Here is a 26125-nt window from a genome sequence, read left to right as displayed (position 1 = left end):
TTTACCTTTCTTCCCTGGTGTGCCAACGGATGTGTGGCTACACGACTTCGCGGGTCTTGGCGTAGTGGCAGGCGACGTCGTGGTCGGCCGCGCGCGGTTCGCGCGGCGGTTCGAGGTCGATGCACTTCTGCTTGTCCTGTTCGGACAGTTGAGCGAACACGAAACAGCGCGTGCGGAACCGGCAGCCCGACGGCGGGTTCGCCGGGCTCGGCAGGTCGCCGGTGAGGATGATCCGCGTCCGCTCGCGTTCCTTCACCGGGTCCGGGATCGGGATCGCGGACAGCAGGGCCTGCGTGTACGGGTGCTGCGGCGCCTCGAAAACCGTGCGCACGTCGCCGATCTCCACGATCTTGCCCAGGTACATCACGGCCACGCGGTCGGCGATGTGGCGCACCACCGACAGGTCGTGGGCCACGAACAGGTACGACAGGCCGAGCTTGGCCTTGAGCTCGTCGAGCAGGTTGATCACGCCGGCCTGGATCGACACGTCCAGCGCCGACACCGGTTCGTCGAGCACGATGATCTTCGGCTCGAGCGCGAGCGCCCGGGCGATGCCGATGCGCTGGCGCTGGCCGCCGGAGAACTCCGCCGGGTAGCGCTCGGCGTGCTCCGCGCGCAGCCCCACGAGCCCGAGCAGCTCCGGCACGCGCTTGGCGATGCGCGCCTTGTCGTAGCCGTGGGTCACCATGGGCTCGGCGATGATGTCGCCGATCGGCAGCCGTGGGTCGAGCGCGGCCATCGGGTCCTGGAACACCACCTGCAGGTCGCGCCGGATCGCTTTGCGCGCCTTGCCGTCGAGCTTCGCGACGTTCTTGCCGAGGACCGCGACCGAACCGCCCGCGGGCGCGGCGAGCTCGAGGATCTCCATCAGCGTGGTCGACTTGCCGCAGCCGGACTCGCCGACCAGACCGAGCGTCTCGCCCTCGACGATGTCGAAGCTGATGCCGTCGACAGCCTTCACGGTGCCGGCCTTGCGCTTGAACACCGCGCCCTTGGTGACCTGGTAGTGCTTCTTCAGGTCCTGCACGGCGAGCACGGTGGACCGCTGCTCGCGGGGCACGTGCGCGACCGGGGCTTCCTCGACCACTTCGGCGCCGTACACCTCGGCCGCGTCGGCCTCGGGCCGGGCGAGCTCCTCGGTGCGGATGCACGCGGCGCGGTGCGTGGTGTCGACGGGGGCGTTCGGACTGCCCGGCGTGATCGTGAACAGCTCCGGCTCGGCCTCGCGGCAGGCGCCGATCGCCAGCGGGCAGCGCGGCGCGAACGGGCAGCCGGGCGGCAGGTCCACCAGCGACGGCGGCTGACCCTCGATCGGCACCAGCGGCTGCTTCTCGTGCGCGTCGACGCGCGGGATCGAGCCCAGCAGGCCCAGCGTGTACGGCATCCGCGGCTGGTCGTAGATGGTCTCGACCGGTCCCTGCTCGACGGCGCGCCCGGCGTACATGACCATCAGCCGGTCGGCGAACCCGGCGACGACGCCGAGGTCGTGGGTGATGATCACGATGCCGGCGCCGGTGACCTCCTGCGCGGTCTTGAGCACTTCCAGCACCTGGGCCTGCACCGTCACGTCGAGCGCGGTCGTCGGCTCGTCGGCGATGATCAGGTCCGGGTCGTTGGCGATCGCGATGGCGATCACCGCCCGCTGGCGCATGCCGCCGGAGAACTCGTGCGGGAAGGCCTTGGCGCGCGCGGCGGCGTGGGGGATGCCGACGAGGTCGAGCAGCTCGACCGCGCGCTTGTTGGCCTCCTGCTTGCTCAGCGAGCCCTTGGCGTGCACGAGCAGCGCCTCGGCGATCTGCGCGCCGACGGTGTACACGGGCGTGAGCGCCGAGAGCGGGTCCTGGAAGACCATCGAGATCTTCTTCCCCCGCAGCTTCGACAGCTCGATGTCGGACTTGCCGATGAGCTCGGTGTCCTGGAACCGGATCGAGCCGGAGACGCGCGCCTGCGGCGGCAGCAGGCCCATGACGGCGAGGGACGACACCGACTTGCCGGAGCCCGATTCACCGACGATGCCCAGCACTTCGCCGGCCGCGACCTGGTAGTTCAGTCCGCGCACGGCGTGCACGCGGCCGGATTCCGACGGGAAGGACACGTCGAGGTTCGAGACCTCCAGGACCGTGCCGGTGGGCTTCCCGGTCTCCGCGCTCAGTTCGAGTGCGGCGCTCATGCTTGTGCTCCCACGGTCTTCGGAGACGGCGACTTCGTCTTCTCTTCGATGCGCTTGCGCTCCTTGCGCCGCGACCGGCTCGACGACGGGTCGAGCGCGTCGCGCAGGCCGTCACCCGCGAAGTTCACCGCGAGCACGGTGACCACGAGGAAGCCCGCCGGGATGTAGAACAGCCAGGGAAACGTGCGCACCGCGTCGGACCCGCTCGAGATCAGCGTGCCGAGCGAAACGTCGGGCGACTGCACGCCGAACCCGAAGAACGACAACGAGGTCTCGGTGATGATCGCGACACCGACGTTGATGGTCGCGTCGATGATCAGCAGCGAAGCCATGTTCGGCACGATGTGCTTGGCGATGATCCGCCACGCCGGCTGGCCCATGAACTTCGCGGCCTTCACGAACTCGCGTTCGCGCAGCGTCAGCGTCATGCCGCGCACGATGCGCGCGGTGATCATCCACTGGAACAGCGCGATCAGGCCCACCAGGATCAGCCAGGTCTTGCCGCGGAACGCCGGCGAGAGGATCGAGATGATCAGGAACGGCGGCAGGATCAGCAACAGGTCCACGACCCACATGGCGATGCGGTCGGTCCAGCCGCCGAAGTAGCCGGCGGCGGCGCCGACGATGGAGGCGGCGCCGGTGGAGAACAGCGCGGCCAGCAGGCCGATCGTGAGCGACTTCTGCAGCCCGCGCATGGTCTGCGCGAACATGTCGCCGCCGATCTGGTTGGTGCCGAACCAGTGGCTGCCGCCCGGCGGCAGCAGGTTCGACACCGGGTCGAGCTCGTCGTAGGCCCAGGGCGAGTACCAGCTGTAGGTGAACGCCGCGACGTAGAACAGCACGATCACGATCAGCGAGGCGACCGCGAGCTTGTTGCGCAGGAAGCGGCGCAGCACGAGTTTGCCGCGGCTGGAGGACCTGCTCTCGGCTTCGCTGCGCGGGTCAGCTGCCAGCACGGCCGAGTCGGCGATGTCGGCCTCGTTCACGGGAGCGGCCATCAGATCCTCACCCTCGGGTCGAGCGCGGCGTAGAGCACGTCGGCCAGCCACCCGGCCAGCAGCACGCAGATCGCGATGAACAGCGTCACGGTCGCGACGATGTTGGTGTCCTGCTTCTGGATGCCGGTGATCAGCCAGTCGCCCATGCCGTACCAGCCGAAGATCTTCTCGGTGAAGATGCCACCCGTGATCAGCAGGCCGAAGCCGAACGCGAACAGCGTCGCCATGGGGATCAGCGCGGTGCGCAGGCCGTGCTTGAACAGCGCGCGCCGCCGGGTGAGGCCCTTCGCCTGCGCGGTGCGGAGGAAGTCGGAGCCCAGCACGTCGAGCATCGCCGAACGCTGGTAGCGGCTGTAGTACGCGACCTGCGTGAGCACGATCGCGAGCGTCGGCACGATGAGGTGCTGCAACCGGTCGAGCAGCACGTCGCCGAAACTGCCGTCGAGGCCGCTGGTTTCGCCCTGCACGATGAAGAACTGGTAGCCGTCGAGCAGGTTGTCGTTCACGGACTGCGCGCCGGCCTTGAGGATCGTGGCGATCACGAAGACCGGAGTGGACAGCACGACGAACGAGAACGTGGTGGCCACGTAGTCACTGATCTTGTACTGCCGGATCGCGCTCACCACACCGACGAGCACGCCGATGATGATGCCGATCGTGATGCCCAGCAGGAACAACCGGAGGCTCACGCCGGCGCGGCGGAAGAGCTCGTCGGTGATCGGCTGGTCGGCGACGGTGCGGCCGAAGTTCCCTTGCAGCACCCCGCCGAGCCACGTGAAGAAGCGCTCGGGGATCGGCTGGTTCAGGTAGAGCTCGGCGGCCTTGGCGTCGATCGTGGACTGCGGCGCCGGCGGGTTCCGCAGTTTCAGGGCGTCCAGCGGGCTGAACGCCAGTGATGCCAAGGAAAAGGCCGCGAAGGTGGCGACCAGGCACAAGGCCACGTAGTTGACGAGGCGGCGGAGGAGGAAGCCGATCACGGTTTCCTCGATTCACGCCGACCGGAGGATCCGCTCCGCGCCGACGGCCACGCCTGGCTCTCGCGCGATTGAGTTTTCGTCGAAAACACTAGCCGGTGCTGCCTTCCGAATGCTGCTGACGCTCGTTGTCGGCGCAGCATAATCCGGACAGGGGCCTGCGATCTTCGTTCCGAGGCAACCAAATAATCACGATTTCCGCGCTGGGCGGGTAAAGCACCGACTTTCGGCTGTTGCGGTCAACGGGGTCCACGCGGTAATCACTACCTGCGGTTCGTCGCGGTGGGTGGTCTCCCGAATACCGCGGATCACGTTCCGGAAATGTTTCCGGAAAGCTCCGGTGGCGGGCGGAACGAGGGGAACGGACATAACGGACTTGGTCTGGACCTCTCCGTTGTGGTCCAGACCGGCTAGCCCGGGACCTGCAGGCGTCGGAACCGCGGTGCGGGGGAGCGCTTTCTCCGCTTCGCCGTGTCTCGCCGCGGTTCGGGTGCGGCTCGCCGTTGCGCTGGCGCACCGGCCTGGTGTGTGCCGATGGGTCGCGCGCGTCGCTCCGGGTGGCCTTGCCCGGCGAGTGGTTCGGGCGGCTCCTGGCCGCCGGCCCTAGCGAGTGGATTAACCTGCGCTCGCGGCTCGCGGCTCGCGGCTCGCGGCTCGCGGCTCGCGGCTCGCGGCTCGCGGCTCGCGGCTCGCGCCTCGCGCCTCGCGCCTCGCGCCTCGCGCCTCGCGCCTCGCGCCTCGGGTGCGGCTCGACTTGTCCACAACTCGAGTGGGGTGTGGACAAACGGGTTGAGGACCGGGTTTCGTCGGTGTGCGCGGGTAGAATGGATCATGGGCGGCCCCCGGGAGGGTGGGTTCTGCTGTCGCGCGAGCGGGGCTGAAGCTCGGAACCGGAACACGGCACGCAGGGCGAGACCGGGGCGTGGGCTGGCGTGCGGTACTGGAGCCAGGGGCGGTAGCCGCCGGGGCGCGAACCGGAGCGCGGCGGGTGGAGCGAGGGCCGGCGCTCGGGAGTGCAAGTGGATCGGCGCCGCAGCCTCCGCGTCCACAGTGGCCACTGGAAAACCCCAGGCACAGCGAGGAACCCCGCCACCTCGGAGGTGACGGGGTTCCTCGGTGATCAGGAAATCCGGCTGATCAGTCCAGGTAGTCGCGCAGGACCTGGGACCGAGACGGGTGCCGCAGCTTCGACATGGTCTTCGACTCGATCTGGCGGATGCGCTCGCGCGTGACGCCGTAGACCTGGCCGATCTCGTCGAGGGTGCGGGGCTGGCCGTCGGTGAGGCCGAAACGCAGGCGGACCACGCCGGCTTCGCGCTCGGACAGCGTCTGCAGCACCGACTGGAGCTGGTCCTGCAGCAGTGTGAACGACACCGCGTCGACGGCGACGACCGCTTCGGAGTCCTCGATGAAGTCGCCGAGCTGGGAGTCGCCCTCGTCGCCGATGGTCTGGTCGAGGGAGATCGGCTCGCGAGCGTACTGCTGGATCTCCAGGACCTTCTCCGGCGAGATGTCCATCTCCTTGGCGAGCTCTTCGGGGGTCGGCTCGCGGCCGAGGTCCTGGAGGAGTTCGCGCTGGATGCGGCCCAGCTTGTTGATGACCTCGACCATGTGCACCGGGATGCGGATGGTGCGGGCCTGGTCGGCCATCGCGCGCGTGATCGCCTGGCGGATCCACCACGTGGCATACGTCGAGAACTTGTAGCCCTTGGTGTAGTCGAACTTCTCCACCGCGCGGATCAGGCCGAGGTTGCCCTCCTGGATCAGGTCCAGGAACGCCATGCCGCGGCCGGTATAGCGCTTGGCCAGCGACACCACCAGCCGGAGGTTCGCCTCCAGCAGGTGGTTCTTGGCGCGCTCGCCGTCGCGCACGATCCACTTGAGATCGCGGCGCATCTGGGTGACGAGCTTCTCGCCCTCCTCTTCGGCGGTGCGCACGCGCTCGGCGGCGTAGAGCCCGGCCTCGATGCGCTTGGCGAGCTCCACCTCCTCCTCGGCGTTCAGCAGCGCGACCTTGCCGATCTGCTTGAGGTAGGCGCGGACCGAGTCGGCCGACGCGGTCAGCTCGGCGTCCTTGCGCGCCTGGCGCAGCGCCTCGGACTCTTCCTCGTCCCAGACGAAGTCGGGGTTGTCCGACGACTTCGTGGTGTTCTTGTCGGCGGCGGTGCTGCGACGGCGCGCGGCGGGGGTCTCCGCCTCCTCGCTGTCGTCATCGTCGTCGGAGTCGCTGTCGTCGTCCGAGACCTCGTCGTTCACCGTCTCGTCGACGACGTCGACCTCGACCTCTTCCAGGTCCGACAGATCCGGGCTGTCGAGTTCGGCTTCGTCGAGCTCTTCGGGACCGTCGAGCTCGCCGTCCTCGGTCTTGGTGCCCTTGGTCGTGGCCTTCTTGGCCGGCGCCTTCTTGGCGGGGGCCTTCTTCGCGCCTGCCGACTTCGTGGCGGTCTTGCGCGCCGCGGGTTTCGCCGCGCCGGTGGCTGCCTCGTCGGCCGGCTCGCCGGCTGCGGTCGCTGTCTTCGTCCCGCCTCGGGTTGCGGTTCTTGCGGCTGCCACTTACGCCCTTTCGCAGCGGTCGATCATGACGAGCCGAGGTATCGCCACCTCGGCTGCCTCACATTCGGGGAACACGCCTCGGCCTGCAGTTTTCGCTCCCGCAGCCGTGGGCCATGTTCCATTGTAACGACGGCCGGGCGGTGCGTCGCGAAGCGATCACCCTCCGGCCTGCCGCACGGTACCCGCACGTGACCCTTCCGTGACCGCCGCGTGTGTTTTCCGGCGTCACCGGGGCACCGGGGCACAGCCGTCAGTGCTCGATGCCCTCGGCTGCCGCGGCCGCCGCGCCGACGATGCCCGCGTTGTTCTGCAACGACGCGACGATCACCGGCGTGCGGACGTCCAGCAGGGGTACCCACTTCTCCGACTTCTTGCTCACGCCGCCGCCGACGATGAACAGGTCCGGCCAGATCAGGTTCTCCAGCACCGTCAGGTAGCGGTGGACCCGCTTGGCCCACTGGTGGTACGAGAGGCCCTCGTTGTCCTTCACGGACGCCGCGGCGCGCTTCTCCGCGTCGTGGCCGTCGACCTCGAGGTGGCCGAACTCCGTGTTGGGCACGAGCTTGCCGTCGTGGAAGACGGCGCTGCCGATGCCGGTGCCGAAGGTCAGCAGCGCCGTGACCCCGGTGCGGGCGCGCTCGTCGCCGAACCGGATCTCGGCCATGCCGGCGGCGTCCGCGTCGTTGAGCATCGCGACGTCTGCGACCTTCATGCCGAGCCGCTGCGCGAAGAGCGCGTCCGCATCCGTGCCGATCCACTTGTGGTCGATGTTCGCGGCCGTGTGCGCGACACCCTTCTTGACCACCGCGGGGAGCGTGACGCCGACCGGCCCGTCCCACTCGGCGATCCGGACGATCTCGGCGACCACGTCCGCGACGGCGTCGGGCGTGGACGGCTGCGGCGTCTCGATCCGGTGCCGCTCGCCGATGAGCTGTCCCGTTTCCAAATCGACCAGCGCGCCCTTGATCCCGCTGCCGCCGATGTCGATTCCGAAACCTCGGGTCGCCGTCACTGACGTGGTCCCTTCTCGCACGATTCAGAAGTCTGCTCCGGAGACTTTAACCGGATGTGGTGACATGTCGGTCGTGGGACTTGATGAGACGTTGCTGAAGAGCGTTGCCGAGCAGGTGGCCGCCGAAGCGGCCGGGCTGGTGCGCGAGGCCTGGACCGCCATGCAAGACGGTCGCGAAGTCCGGGTGGACACCAAGTCGGCGGACACCGACGTGGTCACCGCCGTCGACAAGGAATCGGAGGAACTGGTGCGGGAGCGGCTCGCCGAGCTGCGCCCCGGCGAGCCGGTGCTGGGCGAGGAAGGAGGTGGCGAGGCCGCCGGCAGCGGGGTGACGTGGGTGGTGGACCCGATCGACGGGACCGTAAACTTCCTCTACGGGCTCCCGTCGTTCGCCGTGTCGCTCGCGGCGCAGGTCGGCGGCGTGTCCGTGGCCGGCGCGGTCGTCGAGCCCGTGAGCGGCCGGCGCTGGACCGCCGCCCGCGGCCGCGGCGCCTGGCTCGACGACCGGCGCCTGTCGGTGTCCGCGCCGGCGCGGCTGGACCTCTCGCTCGTCGGTACGGGCTTCGCCTACGACCGGGCGCGCCGCGTCCGCCAGGGCGCCCTCGCCGCCGACCTGCTCGGCCACGTCCGCGACATCCGTCGTAACGGCGCGGCGTCGCTCGAGCTGTGCGCGGTCGCCGCGGGCTGGCTCGACGCGTTCTTCGAGCACGGCCTCAACCGCTGGGACTGGGCGGCGGGAGCCCTCATCGCCGCCGAAGCGGGGGCCAGTGTCCTGCTGCCGGGCTCCGCCCCGGACCTCGGCGAGGACGCGACGTTCGCGGCGGCGCCGGGCATCGCCCAGCCGCTGCGGGACGTGCTGGCGCTGGCGGGCGCGGCCACCGTCTGACGAACGCGGCCCTGAACCCTCGAGCGGGGGTTCAGGGCCGGAGGAGCAGCCGTCAGCAGGCCACGTCGCGGGCGGCGGCCAGGAGGGTCTGGTCGATGACGGGCGCGCTGGGGCCCGTGGCCGCCTCATTGCTGCCGCCACCCTGGTGGGCTTTGGACCAGTCCGAGAGCTTCTTGAGGATCTGGACGGCCTCCGGGCGGGGAAGGATGTCGTCGAACAGCGTGCCGGTGACGAGGTCGACGCTGGCGTCCTTGCGGTTGTCGCGGACGAGTTCGGCACACGGCGCGACCAGGCTGACCGTGCGCGCCGCCGCGGCACCGTTGTCGCCGTAGCGGATCTGGCCGCGGCACTTCGCGTCGCCGTTGGGGTAGGCGGGGTCGTTGGCCGGGTCGGCGATGCCGGAGAAGCCGAGCTCGCGCAGCGCCGTGGTGGCGATGCCGCCCTGGCCGCGCGTGGTGCTGGCGTTGAGGACCTTCAGCGCCACCTTGTCGGGCGGCACGGGGGAGCGGTCGTCGAGGCCGTTGTGGGGCACGACGGTGTACGTGGTGCCGGGCGGAGGCGTGGCGGCCGGCGTGCAGTGCACGGCCTCGTCGATGTCTCCCCGCGTGACCACGGCGTTCACCCACACGATCACCGCGCCCAGGGCGAGCACCCCGATCACGAGGAGCGCGGGCAGTGGCCGGTGCTTCCGATAGGGCCGCGCACCACGGTCCCCCGAGCCGTTCCCCGACGCCACCTGCCCCGTCCCTTCCCGAACGCGGATCCCCGTCCGCGGACCCCACAGCACCGCGAGGTCCCGCGCGCCTCGTTCGGTGTAGCCCCGGTGTACTCAGCGACACCTTCGTAGCCGGTCAGCCTAGGCGCTGCGCGCCGCGACCGGTGGCGCGGGTCACCCTGTACCCCATGGGGTCCGCGCCGAGGCCGGAACACGATTCCCCGGTCGGTCGATAGCACCACGGACACCTCCGCGGGAGCAAGCGGACACGGCCGTTGGGTGATCTTCGCGACGCGCGGGCAACCTGAACGGGGGACGGCCGCCTCACCTGCGGATTCCCCCTGTCGGGTGACGAATCACCGGCAATTTGCGACCTGGTGCGGAGCGCGCCGAACGGTGAGCTACCCTTCCCGGGCTCCGGCCGCAGGAAGAGGGGCACCTGGCTGAGACCTCGGTCACTGCACCCGCCGGGCACAAACAGGGGCGCTGGAACGTTGACCAGCGGCACGACGGGCTTACGGGCGGCGACGTCCGCGGGACCGGAAGAACAAGACAGAGCTGAATCGCAGGGGTGAGGGACACATGGCTACCGACTACGACGCTCCGCGCCGCAGCGAAGCCGACGAGCTGGCCGAAGACTCGTTGGAGGAGCTGAAGGCCCGGCGCAACGAAAACCAGTCCGGCGTCGTCGACGTCGACGAGGACGCGAACGCCGAGAACTTCGAGCTCCCGGGCGCCGACCTCTCCGGGCTTTCCGGTGAGGACATGACCGTGAAGGTCGTGCCGAAGCAGGCTGACGAATTCACCTGCTCGGTTTGCTTCCTGGTGCACCACCGCAGCAGGCTCGCCGAGGACAACGGCGGCCGGCTGATCTGCCGCGACTGCGCCTGAGTGGGGCGACGTGCGCCTGGTGCGCACGGGGTCTCACACAGGCTCTCGGGGAACCACGGGGTTTTTCAGGGGAAGACAGTCGCGGCGGTTCCGGGGGGAGCTCGCTCGCGAGCTGGGCAAAGGGGGTCGGCCTACGGGCCGGCCCCCTTCCGCGTCTCCGGTGCCGCAGTGGTGACGCAGTGGTGACGAGCCGTCAGGAACCGGCCTGCCCGCGCAGCAACGCGGCGATGCGCTGCGGCTTGCGTGTGCTGAACAGCCAGTACGGCGTGGGGTCGGCCGGGTCGGTGAGCTGCACGCGGACTGCCGGGCCCACCCAGCCGCGGTGCAGCACGAAGGCTGCCGGGTCGCCGTCGCGCCCGAGCGCACGGCGCTTGTCGTCCTTCTCGAGGATCTCGACCACGCCGGCGAAGCGCAGGGGCAGGTGCGCGTCGCCGACCCACAGCTCCGGTTCGGCACCGCGCGTGACGCGCACGCGCGAACGGCCGAGCGACACCAGCAGGGCCGCCATCACGACGATCGCGATGGGCAGCGGGATCCACACGGGGACCGAGGGGTAGCCGAGGTGGATTTCGACGCCGATCAGGATCGCGCCCAGCATCGGCAGCGGCCAGCCCCACCACGGCACGTACAGCCGTTCGGAGTGCGCCAGCCCGCTCTTCACGGCGGTGTTCACGGTGTCAGCCACGCGACAAGGGTAGTCTCGCCGCCCGTGTCCAGCGTTCAGGTACTCCTCACCCGGCTCGATCCCGGCGTCCCGCTGCCCGCCTACGCGCGGCCCGGCGACGCGGGCGCCGATCTCGTCACCACCTCGGATATCGTGCTCGGGCCCGGCGAACGCGGGGTGGTGGGCACCGGGGTCGCGATCGCGCTGCCGCCGGGGTACGCGGCGTTCGTCCACCCGCGCTCGGGGCTCGCGGCCCGCGTGGGGCTGTCGGTGGTGAACACCCCCGGCACGATCGACGCGGGGTACCGCGGTGAGATCCGCATCTGCCTCATCAACCATGATCTTCGCGAGCCCGTGGTGCTCGCGCGCGGCGACCGGGTCGCGCAGCTCGTGGTGCAAAAGGTGGAGCACGCGGAGTTCGTCGAGGTCGCCGACCTCGGTGACACCGAACGGGGCGCCGGAGGTTACGGCTCGACGGGCGGGCACGCCACACTGGTCCCGGACGTGCCGGCCGCGGACGCGGCCACCGGGGAAGGAACGGAGAAGTAGTGGGGATTTTCGGACGCAAGCGCCGGTCCGAGGGCGGGGAAACCGAGCCCGAGTTCGACGACGCCACCGGCGACGCCGCCGAGGACGCCGACGACTACGCCGTCGAGCCCGAGAACCAGCTGTCGCAGACCGACGACGGCCCCTTCGACGTCGCCGAGGTGGCGGAGGAGGACGGCATCCCGCGCATCGACCTGGGCTCGGTGCGCGTCCCGGTCCCGGACGGCTCGCAGGTGCAGGTCGAGATGGACCCCGAAGCCGGCGGCGTGCGCGCCGTGCACGTGGTGACCGAACAGGGCCAGATCACGATCTCGGCGTATGCCGCCCCTCGCTCCGGCGGCCTCTGGCGCGAGGTCGGCACCGAACTCGCCGACCAGCTCCGCAACGACGGCGCCAAGGTCACCATCGGCCGCGGCGAATGGGGCCTCGAAATCTCCGCCATCGTCGGCGACGTGGCCCTTCGCTTCGTCGGCGTGGACGGCCCCCGCTGGATGCTCCGCGGTGTCATCGCCGGCCCGCAGAGCGCTGCCTCCACGGCCCCCGACGTGCTCCGCGCCATCGTCCGCAAAACCATCGTCGACCGCGGCGCCTCCCCGATGCCCGTCCGCACCCCGCTCCCCATCACCCTCCCCGACGCCGTGGCCCAGCACATCGCCGAGCAACAGCAAGGCTGACCCAGCCGCACCCGAAGAAGGCCCCGCACCACACCCGGCGCCGGGGCCTCTTTTCTTGCCAAGGCCACGGACCCCACCTACGAACCGCCACCCCACTGCACAACGAAGGATGCGCCCGGCCCTGCCCACCACCTCGCCCGGCGACGCACCACGCGTACGACACCGCCGGCAAACTACGCAACAAGGATGCGTCCGGCCCCCGCCCGGCACCTCGATCCGGAGCCTCGACACGGCCGCCGACCCTTCGCGCTTCGGGGTGCATACGCACCGCAACACGCCCCCGCGCGGACCGCGTCAACCCACAGAACAACCGCAACCTCGCACGACCACCTCACCTCCCAAAGCAAGCCTTCAGAAACCCCACCAAAGCAGCCCTCCCCAACACCTCCCGGTCCTTCCCCACCTCCACCAACGACGTCTCCCCGATCCCCTCGCTCCTCACCGCACCGACCCACTCCCTCGCCACCGAAACCGGATGCACCGGATCGTCCCCACACGCCCCCACCCCCACCGGCACCCGAACCCCCGCCAGCTCCACCAACGACGGTGCCCTCCTCCCCGCCGCAACCCTCAACCCGTCCACCAACCCCGCCCCCTGCCGCCGCCAAGCCCGCGCCAGCTCCGCCACCAACCACCCGGGACTCCCCATCGCGGCAACCCGCAACGCCTCCTCGACCCCGCGCGCCTCCACGAGATCCGCTGAGGCCCGCGCAGCCACCGCCGCGGCCGCGTTCCCCGGCTCGCCGTTCCACGCCGGGAGAGCGCAAACCAGCCCCTCGCACCGCCCCGGGTTGGCGACCGCCCACTCCGCGGCGACGTGGGCCCCGAACGAAATGCCGCCGACCACCAGCGACCCGTGGACCCGGGCGAGCCGGTCCAGCTCCGCCAAGTACCCCTCGGCCAGCGCCGCGCCGGGCGGTGGCGCGGGCGCGATCAACTCGAGCCCTAGCGCGGCCAGCGGCCCCGCGAAAACCGAACGGACGAAGACCTCGTCGGACCCGGTCCCGGGCATCAGGACGACGGGTTGCTTCGGGATTGCGGACGTCACGTTGCGATCTTGGCCCAAACCCGTTTCGCTGACGTGGACCACAGCTACGCTGGATTACGCACGGGCCGCGAAGTCTGAGGCCCCGGAGCACAGGAGCACACCATGTCCGCCAAGGACGGCGGCTACTTCAGCCGGTTGGTTCGCAAGCTGACCAGCGACGTCGAGGACCTCGACGCCGACGAGATGTCCGAAAGGTCCGGGGCCGAAGGTGCGCAGCGCGCCTGTGACTGCAGGTCCGGCGAAGAGGTGACGGTGCTCGGCAGGCTCCGCAGCGTCGAACTGTGCCCGACCGAGGGAGCTCCGACGCTCCAGGCCGAGCTGTTCGACGGAACACAAGGAGTGACGCTAATCTGGCTGGGCCGACGCCGGATCCCCGGCATCGAGCCGGGGCGGACCATCAAGGTCCGCGGCCGGATGGCCGAGCGTGACGGTCAGAAGGTGCTGTACAACCCGTACTACGAACTCCAGAGCCCAGTAGGTTGATCGACTCCCGTGACTGAACCCGCCCCCCGCGACGAGAAGCACGTGCCCGAAGGCGGGGACGACCGGAACGACACCGGCAAGCCCGAGCCCACGTTGCTGGAGCAGATGGGCGGCGTGTCGGGGCTGTTCTACTCGGCCGTGCCGGTGATCGTGTTCGTCCTGGTGAACGCGTTCTTCGGGCTGACCGCGGCCATCTGGGGCTCGATCGGCAGCGCGGTGGCGATCACGGTCCTGCGGATCGTGCGCAAGGAACCGCTGCAGCCGGCGATCTCCGGCTTCTTCGGTGTGGCGATCGCGGCGTTCATCGCGTTCCGCACGGGTTCGGCGAAGGGCTTCTTCCTCTTCGGCATCTGGGCGAGCCTCGCCTACTGCGCCGTGTTCGTGCTCTCGATCGTGGTGCGCTGGCCGATCGCCGGCGTCGTGTGGAGCGCGCTCAACGGCGCCGGCCAGGCGTGGCGCGAGGACAAGCCGTCGCGCTACGGCTACGACGTCGCCACGCTCGCACTGGCCGTGATCTTCGCCGCGCGGTTCGTCGTGCAGCGCTGGCTCTACGAAAGCGACTACACCGGCTGGCTCGCGTTCGCCAAGATCGCCATGGGTTACCCGCTGTACGCGCTGGGCCTGCTCGTGGTCGTCTGGGCCGTCCGCCGCTCCGACAAGCGCCTCAAGGCCCTGGCCGAGAAGGAGCCGAAGCCGGAGACGGACGCGGAAGTCGAGGCGCGCTTGCGCGAGAAGTACGCGCAAGCCCCGACCCCGGAAACCTGAGCCGCCACCAGACCCGCGACGAAAGCCCCCGCACTCGCAGTGCGGGGGCCTTTCGCGTTCGCAAGTTCCGAGGAGCTCAATAGCCCAGCGCCGACCGGATCTCGGGCTCGACGTCCGCGGTCGCGACGAACAGCAGCTCGTCGCCGGCCTCCAGGGGGTCCTCGGGCTGCGGCACGATCACGCGGTCGCCGCGCAGGATCGTGACGAGGGCGGAGTCGCGGGGCAGCGCGATGTCGCTCACGGGCTTGCCGGCCAGCGGGGTCTCCTCCGGCAGCGTCAGCTCGACGAGGTTCGCGTTGCTCTGGCGGAACGTCATGAGCCGCACGAGGTCGCCGACGCTCACGGCCTCTTCGACCATCGCGGCGAGCATCCGCGGGGTCGACACGGCGACGTCGACGCCCCACGCATCGGTGAAGAGCCACTCGTTGGCGGGGTTGTTCACGCGCGCCACCACCCGGCGCACGGCGAACTCCGTCTTCGCGAGCAGCGACACCACGAGGTTGGCCTTGTCGTCACCGGTGGCGGCGATCACGACGTCGCAGCGCTCGATGCCGGACTCCTCGAGGATCGAGACCTCGCACGCGTCGCCGAGCACCCAGTCGGCCTGCGGCACGCTCTCGGGCTCGAACTGGTCCGCCTCGCGCTCGATCAGCATCACCTGGTGCCGCCCGTCGATCAGCTCGACGGCGATGGAGCGCCCGACGGCGCCCGCACCCGCGATCGCGACCCGCATCAGTTCTCCTCCTCCGGCGCGCGAGCGGCCACGCTCGTCACGTCGCTGACGGTGCCGGAGCGGGCCGCGACGTACACCAGGTCGTCGGCCTGCACCATGGTCTTGTTGTCCGGCAGCACACCGTTGCCGAACCGCATGATGAACGCGACCCGTGCGCCGGTGGCGTCCTGGAGGTCGCGGACGCTGCGCCCGACCCAGCCCTCGTGCAGCGGCAGCTGCAGCAGCGCGACGTTGCCGGACGGGTCGCGCCACGCGGAGGCGACGCCGTCGGGCAGCAGGGTGCGCAGGAAGCGGTCGGTGGTCCACGGCACGGTCGCGACGGTCGGGATGCCCAGGCGCTCGTACACGGCTGCGCGCTTGTGGTCGTAAATCCGCGCCACGACGTTCTCGAGGCCGAAGTTCTCGCGCGCGACCCGCGCGGAGATGATGTTGGAGTTGTCACCGCTCGACACGGCCGCGAAGGCGCCGGCCCGCTCGATGCCCGCCTCCTCGAGCACCTGGCGGTCGAAACCGACTCCGACGATCTGCTGGCCGTGGAAGTCGCTGCCCAGCCGGCGGAACGCCTGGGGGTTCTTGTCGATGACGGCCACCTCGTGGCCGAGACGCTCCAGCGCCGCGGCCAGGGATGAGCCGACCCGGCCGCACCCCATGATCACCACGTGCACGCCCTGCCTCCTCGTAGGTGGGGTAAACCCGTCCGTAGGTACCCTCGCGCACCAGCGCCGAACCTACCGTGCCGGGTCCCGGTTGGCTCCACCGTCCTCCCCGCCACCGCCCTCAACGGAAGAGCTTCGCTCCGCTGTAGATTCGTCAGGGTGTCGAAGTTCCCGACCGTGCTGAAGCGACTGGTCCTCGGACGTCCTTTCCGCAGCGACAGCCTGGCCCACACGCTGCTGCCCAAGCGCATCGCGCTGCCGATCTTCGCCTCCGACGCGCTTTCGAGCGTCGCGTACGCGCCGGAGGAGATCTTCCTGACCCTCAGCTTCGCGGGCCTGTCCGCGTACGCGTTCGCGCCGTGGATCGGGGTGGCCGTGGCGGTCGTCATGCTCACGGTCGTCGCGTCGTACCGGCAGAACGTGCACGCCTATCCGAGCGGTGGTGGTGACTACGAGGTGGCCACCACCAACCTCGGCGGCAAGTTCGGCCTCACGGTGGCGAGCGCCCTGCTCGTGGACTACGTGCTCACCGTCGCGGTGTCCACTTCGTCCGGTGTGGCCAACATCGGGTCCGCCATCCCGTGGGTCGCCGAGCACAAGGTGCTCGCCGCCGTGGTGATCGTCGCCGTGCTCACGGCGCTGAACCTCCGCGGCGTCCGGGAATCGGGCAAAGCGTTCGCGATCCCCACGTACGGGTTCATCCTGGGCATTCTGGTCATGGTCGTCTGGGGCCTGATCGAGGCCGCGACGGGTACCACGATGCGCGCGGAGAGCGCCGACTTCCAGCTGCACTCCGAGGGCACCTGGACCGGGTTCGCGTTCGTCTTCCTCATCCTGCGGTCGTTCTCGTCGGGCGCCGCGGCGCTCACCGGGGTCGAGGCGATCAGCAACGGTGTCCCGGCGTTCCGGAAGCCGAAGTCGAAGAACGCGGCCACCACGCTGCTGATGATGGGCGTGCTCGCGGTCACGATGCTCATCGGCATCATCACGCTCGCCGTGATCACCAAGGTGAACTTCGCCGACAACCCGGCCGAGCAGCTCGAAGGCGCGCCTCCGGGCTACCAGCAGAAGACGATCGTGGCGCAGATCGCCCACGCCGTGTTCGCGGACTTCCCGCCCGCCTTTTACTACATCTCGTTCTCCACCGGCATCATCCTGCTGCTGGCGGCCAACACCGCGTTCAACGGCTTCCCCGTGCTCGGCTCGATCCTCGCGCAGGACCGCTACCTGCCGCGCCAGCTGCACACGCGCGGCGACCGGCTGGCGTTCTCCAACGGCATCCTGTTCCTCGCGATCTTCGCGCTCGTGCTGATCATCGCGTTCGACGCGGAGGTCACCCGGCTGATCCAGCTCTACATCGTGGGCGTGTTCGTATCGTTCACGGTGAGCCAGGCGGGCATGATCCGGCACTGGAACCGCCTGCTGGCCAAGGAAACCGACGGTTCCAAGCGGCGCCGGATGCGGCGCTCGCAGACGGTGAACGCAATCGGCCTCACGATGACCGGCACCGTGCTGGTGATCGTGCTCATCACCAAGTTCCTGCTGGGCGCGTGGATCGCGATCGCGGCGATGGTGGCGATCTTCGCGCTGATGACCGCGATCCGGAAGCACTACGACCGCGTCGCCGAAGAGCTGAAGGAACTCGGCGACACCCCGACCGTGCTGCCGTCGCGCAACCACGCGATCGTGCTCGTGTCCAAACTGCACCGGCCGACGCTGCGCGCGCTGGCCTACGCCAAGGCGATGCGGCCCGACGTGCTCGAGGCGATCACCGTGAACGTCGACGACTCCGACACCCGCCGGCTGACCGGCGAGTGGGAAGCGCACAAGTTCAAGGTGCCGCTGAAGGTCGTCGAATCGCCCTACCGCGAGATCACCAAGCCGGTGCTGGACTACGTGAAGCGCGTGCGCGGCGACAATCCGCGCAACGTGGTCACAGTGTTCATCCCCGAGTACGTGGTGGGTCACTGGTGGGAGCAGGTGCTGCACAATCAGAGCGCGTTGCGGCTCAAGGGAAGGCTCCTGTTCCAGCCCGGGGTCATCGTCGCGAGCGTGCCGTGGCAGCTGGAGTCGTCGGCGAAGGCGGCCGAGCGCGAGCGGCGGGCGCGGCCGGCGGCCGGCGACGTCCGGCGGGGCTTCACGGCGGCCGCGGGTGGTGCGGCTCCGCCCGCTCCGGCGAAGCCCGTCGAAAGCCCGAAACCGGCGAAGGAACCGGCTGAATGACGGAGAACTGGCTCGGCCGCACACTCGAGCTCGAGATCGGGCCCGTGGCGCACGGCGGGCACTGTGTGTCCCGTGTGGACGGACGAGTGGTGTTCGTGCGCCACGGGTTGCCGGGCGAGCGCGTGCGGGCGGAAGTGACCGAGGACAAGGGCGGGTCGTTCTGCCGCGCCGACGCGGTGGAGGTGCTCTCGGCGTCGGAGCACCGCGTCGCGCCGCCCTGTCCGCTGGCCACGCCGGGCGGCTGCGGCGGGTGCGACTGGCAGCACGCGGATCCGGGGTACCAGCGGTCGCTCAAGGCTTCCGTCGTGGCCGAGCAGCTGCGGCGGCTGGCGGGGATCGAGCGGGACGTGGTGGTGGAACTGCTCGACGGCGGCCCGCTGGGCTGGCGCAGCCGCGTGCGGCTCATCGCCGGGCGCGACGGTCGTGCCGGGCTTCGCGAGCACCACAGCCACCGCGTCGTGCCGTTGGACGACTGCGCGATCGCGGTGCCGGGGATGCTCGACGTCGCGCTGGCAAAGCGCTGGCGGCCAGGTGCCGAGCTCGAGGTGACCAGCGACGGCGACGGGCACACGCACCTGCGGGAGCTGACGACCGTCCACGGGCGCACGCGATCGCGCGACCTCTCGGGCGGAGTGGCCGTGCAGCACGCGGCGGGCCGCGACTGGCACCTCGACGCGCACGGGTTCTGGCAGGTGCACCCCTTCGCGGCGGAGACGTTCGCGCAGCTGGTGGGGGAGTGGGCCGAGGCGCCGCGCGGCGGCGTGGCGTGGGATCTCTACGCCGGGGTCGGGTTGTTCGCATCGGTGCTGGCCGGGCAGGTCGGGCCGGACGGGCGCGTGTTCGCGGTGGAGTCCGGCCGTCGGGCGGTGTCCGACGGTCAGCGAAACCTCGCCGACCTGCCTCAGGTTTCGTGGCGCGCGGGCCGGGTGGAGCACGTGCTCGAGGGCGCGCCGAAGCCCGTCGACGTGGTGGTGCTGGACCCGCCGCGCAAGGGCGCCGGGCGCGCCGTGGTGGACGCGGTCGCCGCGGGGGAGCCGGACCGCATCGTGTACGTGGCTTGTGATCCGGCGGCGCTCGCGCGGGATCTGGCGACGTTCGCCGAGCACGGGTACACGCTGACGGACCTGCGGGCGTTCGACGCGTTCCCCATGACGCACCACGTGGAGTGCGTGGCGCTCCTGCAGTGATTTCGGCCCAGCCTCCGGCGGGGCGTGCGAGATCGCCTCAAGCCGGCTTCCTGATGCAGCGGTCGGATCGGCCGGGGGCCGATCGCACCGCCCCGTCCGGAGCCGGCGCGATCTCGCGCCGTGGTGAGGTTGGCACCGGCCGCCGCAGTGACGTCGGACGCGAAATTGTCGGTGGCGCGCGACACTTCCGGCATCACGCTTCTCGACGATTTCCACCGCGCCGCGGTCGCGGTTCCGGACGTGGGTTCGGCGGTGCGCGGCGACCAGTTTGCGCTGCCGAGGGCGTGTTCGGAGCGGGACGTGCGCACGGTGGTGAACCACCTCGCGCACGGCAACGCGCGGGCGGCGGAGTGGGCCGGGTCCGGTCCGCCCGCCCCGCGACTACCTCGGTACGGATCCCGCGGCGGCGTTCGCCGCTTCGGTCTCGCGGGTGCGGGCAGTGCAGGCGGCGCCGGATCTCGCGGATCGGCTGGTGGTGACACCGCTGGGCGAAGTGGCGGGTTCGCTGCTCGTGCAGTTGCGGCTCAACGAGTTCCTCGCCCACGGCTGGGACCTTGCCGATGCGACCGGACAGCCGACGGACCTCGAGCCGGAGCCGGCGGCGCAGGCGCTGGAGTCGTGGCGGGCGCGGTTCGGCGACCTTGGGCGGGCCTCGGGTGGGCCGTTCGGACCGCCGCAGCCGGGTCCGCGGGGTGCGGCGGCGGCGGACCGGCTGGCGGCGTTCTTGGGGAGGGTGCCGGGTGGGGGCGTGCGGTGCCCGCCGGAGCAGGCATTGAGGGCGCCGGAGAGCGTGGGCACGGCTTCACCCAGGCCGTAGGGCACGCTCAGCGCCGACGGGAACGTCAGCGCGATCGTCGTCGTGAAGCCGAGCGCGAGGGAGGAGCCGCGGCGGACGGCGGGCAGCGGCTGCCCCTCGGTCCGGGCCCGGCTGCCGGGGGTGTCGGTGAGGACGACGACATCCGCGTCGACGAGGTCGAGCCGTTCCGGGCTGATCCGGGAGCGGCCCGGGATGGAGGTCTGGGGACCGAAGTCACCTTCGGCGACAGCACGAGCCCGAGCTGCGCGAAGAACACGGCGGAGCGTCGGTGACGCTGCTGATCGTGGTGACGGTGCCGTCGCCGGTCCCGGGTTCGATGGTGAACGTGCGGCCCGCGAACGCGGGGTTCGGGTCCTTCGCGGGTTCGATCCGGGCTTCGACGCCGGCGACGAGGCGGTCGGCTTCGGGCGAGCGGCCCAGCGCGGTGCCGACGCGGCGGGTGGTGACCTGCCAGGTGTCCTTGTGGTACCCGGCGGCCGACGACAGCGTCGGCGCAATGGGGCTGAGGGTCTTGCAGTCCTGCGCAACGCCGGTGCCCAGGATGAGGTCGGGTTTGAGGGCGGCAATGCGCTCGAAAGGCAGCTGCGCGTCGGCGAACAGTTCCGGCGAGTGGCCCCGGCTTCGCCCGTCAGCCACGGCGACCCGGCCGCCCGGCAGGAACTTGTCCAGGTCCGGCGTGATGAGCGGGACGACATCGAGCGCGACGGCCGCGTCGGCGTCGCGGTACTGGCCCGCGGACACCACGCGCTGTGGCGGCCGCGGGATCGTCGCCGTGCCCTCGACACCTTTCACCTCGACCGGGAAGCCCGGTGCCGGCGCACCCCCGGCGTCCGGCGAACCGCCGCTCGCACACGCCGCGAGGGCCGGCCCCGCCGACGGCCCTGCAGCGGCTCGGAGGGCACCGCGCCGCCCCACCAGGCCAGAAGCCATGCGAGGTAGCCATGCCTGTCTTGGCGACGCTCAGCCGCGCTTGACGGCGAACCCGCTCGCCAGCCCGGTCAGCGTCAGCAGCACCCCGACGCCGAGCAGCACCCACGCCCCGAGCCCCGGCGCGATCGCCGCGGCCGGGAAGAGGTCGGCCAGCCCGGGCAGCGTCCGCACCAGGTACCGCACGGCTATCCCGACCACGATCAGCGCCGGCAGTGTCGCGAACGCCAGCACCTCGTCGCTGCGGCGCTTCAGCGCCACCCACCCCAGGGCGACGGCCGCCGCGAGCGCCGCCGCGCACACCAGGCGCAGCGCCAGGCTCAGGTCCGGGCTCGGCACCCCGTCGGGGAACTTCGCAGTCGTGTACCGCACCGCGGGCAGCACCAGGGCCACCCCGCCGACCACCGACGCGGCCAGCACCACGACCGCCCGTGTTCTCCGCAGCGCCCCACCGCCCACGACACCTCCCGCGACCCAGGGGCCCCGAGCCTACCGGTGCCGTTACCGGTTCCACCGCCTCCGGACGGCCGCAGGTGGACGGTCCCGGCCGGTTCAGCCGCGGTCTTCCCGCACCAGGTCCGCGCACTTCTCGCCGATCGCCATCGTCGTGATGCACGGGTTGACGGTCACCAGGAAGGGCATGACCGACGCGTCGGCGACACGCAGGCCGGACACACCGCGCACGCGCAGGCGGGCGTCGACCACCGCCGAGGGGTCGCTGTCCGGGCCCATGCGGGCCGTGCAGGCCGGGTGGTAGACGGTGTTGTGGGTCTTGCGCAGGTAGTCCGCGATCTCGTCGTCCGAGACGCAGTCGCGGCCCGGGGCGAGTTCGGTACCGGCCCATTCGTCCAGGGCCGGCTGCGCGGCGATGTCGCGGGCCAGCCGCACCCCGGCCGTCATGACGCGCATGTCGTGCTCGTCGGTGAAGTAGCGGGGATCGACGCGGGGCTTGTCGCGGAAGTCGCGGGTGCGCAGGCGGACCGTGCCGCGCGAGCGGCTGCGCGTGACGTTCGGCGTGAGGCAGAAGCCGTTCTCCGTGGTGGGGTAGCCGTGGCGCAGCGTGTTCAGGTCGAAGGGCACCGACCCGTAGTGGAACATCAGGTCGGGGCGGTCGAGGCCGTCCTCGGTGGTCGTGAAGATGCCGATCTCCCACCACTGCGTGGACTCCGTGACCATCGGCTGCAGCGCGTCCCACATGACCAGGCCCTCGGGGTGGTCCTCCAGGTTCGAGCCGACGCCCGGCGAGTCCACCAGCACGTCCACGCCCACCTCGCGAAGGTGCTCCTCCGGCCCGATGCCCGACAGCATCAGCAGCTTCGGCGTGTCGATCGCGCCCGAGCTCACGATCACCTCGCGCCGCGCGGTCACCGTCGAATGGTGGATGAGGTCCGGGGCCTGCAGTTCGACGCCGGTACAGCGGCGGCCGTCGAACAACAGCCGCTTGGCCCGGGCGCCCGTGCGCACCTGCAGGTTCGGCCTCGAGTCCAGCACCGGGTGCAGGTACGACACCGAAGCCGAGGACCGGACACCGTCCTCGCGCGCGTTGATCTGGAACCAGTTCGCCCCGTGCGTCACGGTCTTGCCGGAGTTGAACTCCGTCGTCGGGATACCCGCCTGCTCGCACGCCGCGAGCAGCGCAACGCCCGCGGGGTCCTTCGGCGGCACCGACCGGATCGTCACCGGACCCGAGCGGCCGTGGTGCTCACCGGGGCCGTCGTTGGTCTCGAGGCGCTGGTACAGCGGGAAAACGTCCGCGGCCGACCAGCCCGGCAGGCCCAGCGCGGCCCAGTCGTCGAGGTCTTCGGCCGGTGCCCAGAACGCAATGCACGAGTTGTGCGACGAACACCCGCCCAGCACCCGGGCGCGGGCCTGGCGCAGGTACGAGTTGCCGGCCTCCTGCGGCTCCACCAGGTAGTCCCAGTCGTAGCCGGATTCCAGCAGCGCCATCCACTTCGTCAGCTCGAGCACGGCCGGGTCGTCCACATCGGACGGTCCCGCCTCCAGCAGGCACACGGTCACGCCCGGGTCCTCCGAGAGCCGCGCCGCCACCACCGAACCCGCCGTGCCGCCGCCGACCACGACGTAGTCGAACTCGTTCACCGGGAATCCTCCTCATCGGCAAGGGAAAGCGGCCCCGCGCCGTGGTCGGCCAGCACCCCGGTGCGGTGGCGCTGCACGAACCAGTAGTAGGCGAACCCGCCGGCCGCGAAGACACCGACGAAGAGCACCGAACTCCACCGCAGGTACCAGTGGAAGGGCGGGGACGCGTTGTAGATCTCCGTGCGGGGCCAGGCGAGGTTCACGGTCATGGCCAGGCCCCACTGTACGGCCAGTACGTTCACCGGCAGTCCCCAGCGCCCCAGGGAGAACCGCCCTGGCGGGCAGTCCTCGCGCGGCCGGCCGCCACGCAGCCGCTTGACCGGCATCGGCACGGTCACCAGCAGGTACGCGAGGTAGATCAGGACGATCGCGAGGCTCGTCACGGCCGAGAAGATCTGGGTCGAGTTGACGTTCACCAGCAGCAGCGCCACCGCGAGCACGCCGATCACGATCGCGGGCAGCACCGGCGTACCCGACTTCTCGCTCACGCGCGCCAATTTCGAACCGCCGGGCAGCGCGTTGGCCCGCGCCATGGCGAACGCGATGCGGATGGCCGCGGTGTGCACGGGCCAGCACGCACACCGTGATCGCCACGAACACCACGAACAAGAAGATCCGCCCGATCGCCGGCCCGAGCGCGTCGGTCAGCAGGTACTGCAGGCCGATCGTGCCGAGCTCCGGCGCGCGGATGTTGCCGACCGCCATCAGCGCGAACAGGATGATCAACCCGCCGAGCACGAACGACGCCACCAGCGCGCGCAGGATCGCCTTGGGCGCGTTGCGGTGCGGGTCCACGGATTCTTCGCCGAGCGACGCCGCCGTGTCGAACCCGTACATGACGTACGAAGACGCGATGGCCGCGATCAGGAACGCCCCGAGGTAACCACCCGCGTGGCCCGCGCCCGTGCCGTTGGTCTCCGTGACCACGCCGGGGCCACGCACGAAGTGGAACGCGAGGAAGAGCACCAGCAGCACCGCGAAGAGCAGTTCGACGAAGACGCCCGCGCTGTTGATCCGCGCCATCAGCTTCACGCCGAACGCGTTGACCAGCGTGGTGAACACGATCAGGCAAGTCGCGAGCAGCACGCCGTTGGCCGCATCGCTCGAGCCCGAGCCGTCGCCGACGAACTGGAAGAACGACGTGATCTGCGGCAGCGTCCGCTGGTAGGCCAGCGCCGTCGCGGAGATCGACACGATCGAGGCCAGCAGCATCATCCAGCCCGCGAGCCAGGCGACGTGCGGGTTGCTGAGCTTCTTCGCCCAGTTGTAGACCGACCCGGCCAACCGGGTACTGCGCGGCCGGCTCCGCGAAGCTCAGCGCCACCATCAGCTGCCCGCCGAACACCATCGGCCACGACCACCAGTACGCCGGCCCTCTTTCGGAAAGGCCCAGGTAGGAGAGCTGGAAGACCCCGTGAGCACCGAGATGTAGCTGATCCCCGCGGCGAAGGTGTGGAAGCTGCCCAGCGTTCTCTTGAGCTGGTTGGTGTAGCCGAATTCGCTCAGCTCGAGGTCGCTGGTGTCGGTGCTCACGGGCACTGGTCCTTTCGGTGGTTCTCGATCGGACTAGGGCTGGGGGCGGGGCACGGGCGGCAGCGTCAGCCGGCGAACCACTTCTGCGGGCCGGGACGCAGGTTCTGGTAGATGTGCTTGGCCTCCGTGTACTCGGCGAGCCCCGTCGGGCCGAGCTCGCGGCCGAAGCCGGACTGCTTGTACCCGCCCCATTCGGCCTGCGGCAGGTACGGGTGGTAGTCGTTGATCCACACGGTGCCGTGGCGCAATCGGCCGGCCACGCGCTGGGCCTTGGCCGCGTCGTTGGTGAACACCCCGCCGGCGAGCCCGTAGCAGGTGTCGTTCGCGATGCGCACGGCGTCGTCCTCGTCGGTGAAGGTTTCGACGGTCAGCACCGGTCCGAACGATTCCTCGACCACGGCGTTGCTGCCCTGGCGCACGTCGTCGAGGATCGTCGGCAGGTAGTAGAACCCCGACTGCAGCGCGGGGTCGTCGGGCCGCTTACCGCCGGTGCGGAGCACGGCGCCCTCTTCCAGGGCCTTGGCGACGTAGCGCTCCACCTTCTCGCGGTGGGCGGCGGAGATGAGCGGACCGGTCTCGGCGCGCTCGTCGAACGGCCCGCCGAGGCGGATCCGCTCGGCGCGGCGCACCAGCTCGTCGACGAACTCGTCGTGCCACTCGCGCTGCACGATGAGCCGCGCGCCGGCGGAGCAGACTTGTCCGGAGTGCAGGAACACGGCTGTGAGCGCGTAGTCCACGGCCGTCTCGAAGTCGGCGTCGGCGAACACCACGTTGGGGTTCTTGCCGCCGAGCTCCAGTGCCACCTTTTTCACCGTCGCCGCGGCGCCGGCGGCGATGACCCGGCCCGTGGCCAGGCCGCCGGTGAAGGACACCAGGTCCACGTCGGGGTGCTCCGACAGCGGCGCGCCCGCCTCCGGACCGGCGCCGAGCACCAGGTTGGCGACGCCACCGGGCAGGCCGGCCTCGGTCAGCAGCTTCATCAGCATGATCGACGTGTGGGGCGTCAGCTCGCTCGGCTTGAGCACGAACGTGTTGCCCGCGGCCAGGGCGGGCGCGACCTTCCAGCTGGTCTGGAGCAGGGGGTAGTTCCACGGCGTGATGAGGCCGCACACGCCCACCGGCTCGTGCACGATCCGGCTGAACGAGCCGGCGCTGCCGGTGTCGACCACGCGGCCGGCGTCGTTGGCCGCGAGCTTGCCGAAGTAGCGCAGGCAGGCGGCGATGTCGGTCATGTCGTAGCGGCTCTCCACCAGGCGTTTGCCGGTATCGAGCGATTCGGCGCGGGCGAACGCCTCGGCGTCGCGGTCGAGCAGGTCGGCCGCGCGCAGCAGCAGGTCACCGCGCGTGGCGGCGGGGGTCCGGGGCCAGGGCCCGGTGTCGAACGCGCGCCGCGCCGCGGCGATCGCGGCCTCGGTGTCCTCGCGCGTGGCCTCGGCCACCTCGGCGACCGGGGACCCGTCGGCCGGGCACCGGATCTCGCGCCGGCCACCCGCCTTCGCGTCCACCCATTCACCGCCGATGAACAAGTCCGCCATGAGGTCCTCTCGATCTTGATCCGGTTCGGATTATC

Annotated in this window: 22 protein-coding genes and 2 pseudogenes; 9 read left to right on the top strand and 15 right to left on the bottom strand. The window is 70.6% G+C overall.

The window, feature by feature from the left end:
• Positions 1-37: 37 nt before the first annotated feature.
• The 5 genes from I6J71_RS31980 to ppgK all read right to left on the bottom strand — a co-directional run bounded on the left by I6J71_RS31980 (position 38) and on the right by ppgK (position 7707).
• On the bottom strand, positions 38-2170 hold the full coding sequence (locus I6J71_RS31980; RefSeq protein ID WP_204090255.1) for an ABC transporter ATP-binding protein: 2133 nt from the start codon (positions 2168-2170) through the stop codon (positions 38-40).
• On the bottom strand, positions 2167-3168 hold the full coding sequence (locus I6J71_RS31975) for an ABC transporter permease (RefSeq protein ID WP_204090254.1): 1002 nt from the start codon (positions 3166-3168) through the stop codon (positions 2167-2169). The genes I6J71_RS31980 and I6J71_RS31975 overlap by 4 nt, the downstream gene beginning before the upstream one ends.
• Positions 3168-4145 (bottom strand): ABC transporter permease, encoded by a 978-nt coding sequence (locus I6J71_RS31970; RefSeq protein WP_204090253.1) that lies wholly within the window; start codon positions 4143-4145, stop codon positions 3168-3170. The genes I6J71_RS31975 and I6J71_RS31970 overlap by 1 nt, the downstream gene beginning before the upstream one ends.
• 1134 nt (positions 4146-5279) lie before the next feature.
• Positions 5280-6695, bottom strand: coding sequence for an RNA polymerase sigma factor (locus I6J71_RS31965; protein ID WP_204090252.1), 1416 nt, complete (start codon positions 6693-6695; stop codon positions 5280-5282).
• Between the two features lie 250 nt (positions 6696-6945).
• Positions 6946-7707 (bottom strand): polyphosphate--glucose phosphotransferase, encoded by a 762-nt coding sequence (gene ppgK, locus I6J71_RS31960; protein WP_204090251.1) that lies wholly within the window; start codon positions 7705-7707, stop codon positions 6946-6948.
• Positions 7708-7771: 64 nt separating this feature from the next.
• On the opposite strand from ppgK, the gene I6J71_RS31955 reads away from it, so the two are divergent.
• Entirely contained in the window at positions 7772-8593 is an 822-nt protein-coding gene (locus I6J71_RS31955) for an inositol monophosphatase family protein (RefSeq protein ID WP_204090250.1), read from the top strand.
• 52 nt (positions 8594-8645) lie between these two features.
• On the opposite strand, the gene cei is transcribed toward I6J71_RS31955, so the two are convergent.
• Positions 8646-9329 (bottom strand): envelope integrity protein Cei, encoded by a 684-nt coding sequence (gene cei, locus I6J71_RS31950; protein ID WP_204090249.1) that lies wholly within the window; start codon positions 9327-9329, stop codon positions 8646-8648.
• Between the two features lie 561 nt (positions 9330-9890).
• Here cei and I6J71_RS31945 point away from each other — a divergent pair.
• Positions 9891-10199: a DUF4193 domain-containing protein gene (locus I6J71_RS31945; protein WP_204090248.1), complete on the top strand. Its 309-nt coding sequence runs from the start codon at positions 9891-9893 to the stop codon at positions 10197-10199.
• Positions 10200-10392: 193 nt separating this feature from the next.
• Here I6J71_RS31945 and I6J71_RS31940 read toward each other — a convergent pair whose 3' ends face one another.
• Positions 10393-10884 (bottom strand): DUF3093 domain-containing protein, encoded by a 492-nt coding sequence (locus I6J71_RS31940; protein WP_204090247.1) that lies wholly within the window; start codon positions 10882-10884, stop codon positions 10393-10395.
• A 24-nt stretch (positions 10885-10908) separates the two neighbouring features.
• Between I6J71_RS31940 and dut the strand changes: the two genes are divergently transcribed.
• A complete protein-coding gene (dut, locus tag I6J71_RS31935) occupies positions 10909-11412 on the top strand; it encodes a dUTP diphosphatase (protein WP_204090246.1) in 504 nt (167 codons plus the stop codon).
• Entirely contained in the window at positions 11412-12083 is a 672-nt protein-coding gene (locus tag I6J71_RS31930) for a DUF3710 domain-containing protein (RefSeq protein WP_204090245.1), read from the top strand. Before dut ends, I6J71_RS31930 begins: the two co-directional genes overlap by 1 nt.
• A gap of 331 nt (positions 12084-12414) precedes the next feature.
• Here I6J71_RS31930 and I6J71_RS31925 read toward each other — a convergent pair whose 3' ends face one another.
• Complete coding sequence (locus I6J71_RS31925) at positions 12415-13131, bottom strand: alpha/beta fold hydrolase (protein WP_239154035.1); 717 nt, start codon at positions 13129-13131, stop codon at positions 12415-12417.
• Positions 13132-13233: 102 nt separating this feature from the next.
• Here I6J71_RS31925 and I6J71_RS31920 point away from each other — a divergent pair, with 102 nt between their 5' ends.
• Together I6J71_RS31920 and I6J71_RS31915 are read left to right on the top strand one after the other, a co-directional pair.
• On the top strand, positions 13234-13614 hold the full coding sequence (locus tag I6J71_RS31920; protein ID WP_204090244.1) for an OB-fold nucleic acid binding domain-containing protein: 381 nt from the start codon (positions 13234-13236) through the stop codon (positions 13612-13614).
• Between the two features lie 9 nt (positions 13615-13623).
• The gene (locus I6J71_RS31915; protein ID WP_370541999.1) at positions 13624-14379 is read left to right on the top strand and encodes a DUF3159 domain-containing protein; all 756 of its coding nucleotides are present in this window, start codon (positions 13624-13626) and stop codon (positions 14377-14379) included.
• A gap of 76 nt (positions 14380-14455) precedes the next feature.
• On the opposite strand, the gene I6J71_RS31910 is transcribed toward I6J71_RS31915, so the two are convergent.
• Both I6J71_RS31910 and I6J71_RS31905 read right to left on the bottom strand, forming a co-directional pair.
• A complete protein-coding gene (locus I6J71_RS31910) occupies positions 14456-15112 on the bottom strand; it encodes a TrkA family potassium uptake protein (RefSeq protein ID WP_204090243.1) in 657 nt (218 codons plus the stop codon).
• The gene (locus I6J71_RS31905; RefSeq protein WP_204090242.1) at positions 15112-15777 is read right to left on the bottom strand and encodes a TrkA family potassium uptake protein; all 666 of its coding nucleotides are present in this window, start codon (positions 15775-15777) and stop codon (positions 15112-15114) included. Before I6J71_RS31905 ends, I6J71_RS31910 begins: the two co-directional genes overlap by 1 nt.
• A gap of 150 nt (positions 15778-15927) precedes the next feature.
• Between I6J71_RS31905 and I6J71_RS31900 the strand changes: the two genes are divergently transcribed.
• The 3 genes and pseudogenes from I6J71_RS31900 to I6J71_RS49160 all read left to right on the top strand — a co-directional run.
• Entirely contained in the window at positions 15928-17991 is a 2064-nt protein-coding gene (locus I6J71_RS31900; protein ID WP_204090241.1) for an APC family permease, read from the top strand.
• Positions 17988-19178, top strand: a complete 1191-nt coding sequence (locus I6J71_RS31895; RefSeq protein ID WP_204090240.1) for a class I SAM-dependent RNA methyltransferase — start codon at positions 17988-17990, stop codon at positions 19176-19178. Before I6J71_RS31900 ends, I6J71_RS31895 begins: the two co-directional genes overlap by 4 nt.
• Before the next feature lie 424 nt (positions 19179-19602).
• Positions 19603-19995 (top strand): annotated as a pseudogene (locus I6J71_RS49160) (hypothetical protein); the annotation flags it as partial.
• Between the two features lie 213 nt (positions 19996-20208).
• Here I6J71_RS49160 and I6J71_RS31885 read toward each other — a convergent pair.
• From I6J71_RS31885 to I6J71_RS31865, 5 genes and pseudogenes are all read right to left on the bottom strand, one after another.
• Entirely contained in the window at positions 20209-20787 is a 579-nt protein-coding gene (locus I6J71_RS31885) for an ABC transporter substrate-binding protein (RefSeq protein WP_204090239.1), read from the bottom strand.
• A gap of 168 nt (positions 20788-20955) precedes the next feature.
• Positions 20956-21381: a hypothetical protein gene (locus I6J71_RS31880; RefSeq protein WP_239154034.1), complete on the bottom strand. Its 426-nt coding sequence runs from the start codon at positions 21379-21381 to the stop codon at positions 20956-20958.
• Positions 21382-21474: 93 nt separating this feature from the next.
• Positions 21475-23022 (bottom strand): GMC family oxidoreductase, encoded by a 1548-nt coding sequence (locus I6J71_RS31875; protein ID WP_204090238.1) that lies wholly within the window; start codon positions 23020-23022, stop codon positions 21475-21477.
• Positions 23019-24555 (bottom strand): annotated as a pseudogene (locus I6J71_RS31870) (APC family permease). The gene I6J71_RS31875 and the pseudogene I6J71_RS31870 overlap by 4 nt, the downstream one beginning before the upstream one ends.
• 65 nt (positions 24556-24620) lie before the next feature.
• Positions 24621-26090 carry an aldehyde dehydrogenase family protein gene (locus I6J71_RS31865; protein WP_204090237.1) on the bottom strand — a complete coding sequence of 490 codons (1470 nt, stop codon included), beginning with the start codon at positions 26088-26090 and terminating at the stop codon, positions 24621-24623.
• Positions 26091-26125 lie beyond the last annotated feature (35 nt).

Origin of the sequence: Amycolatopsis sp. FDAARGOS 1241 (assembly GCF_016889705.1) — a bacterium.
GTDB lineage: Bacteria > Actinomycetota > Actinomycetes > Mycobacteriales > Pseudonocardiaceae > Amycolatopsis.
Note: the sequence above shows the minus strand (reverse complement) of the source record. Positions and strands in the feature narration are given on the sequence as shown.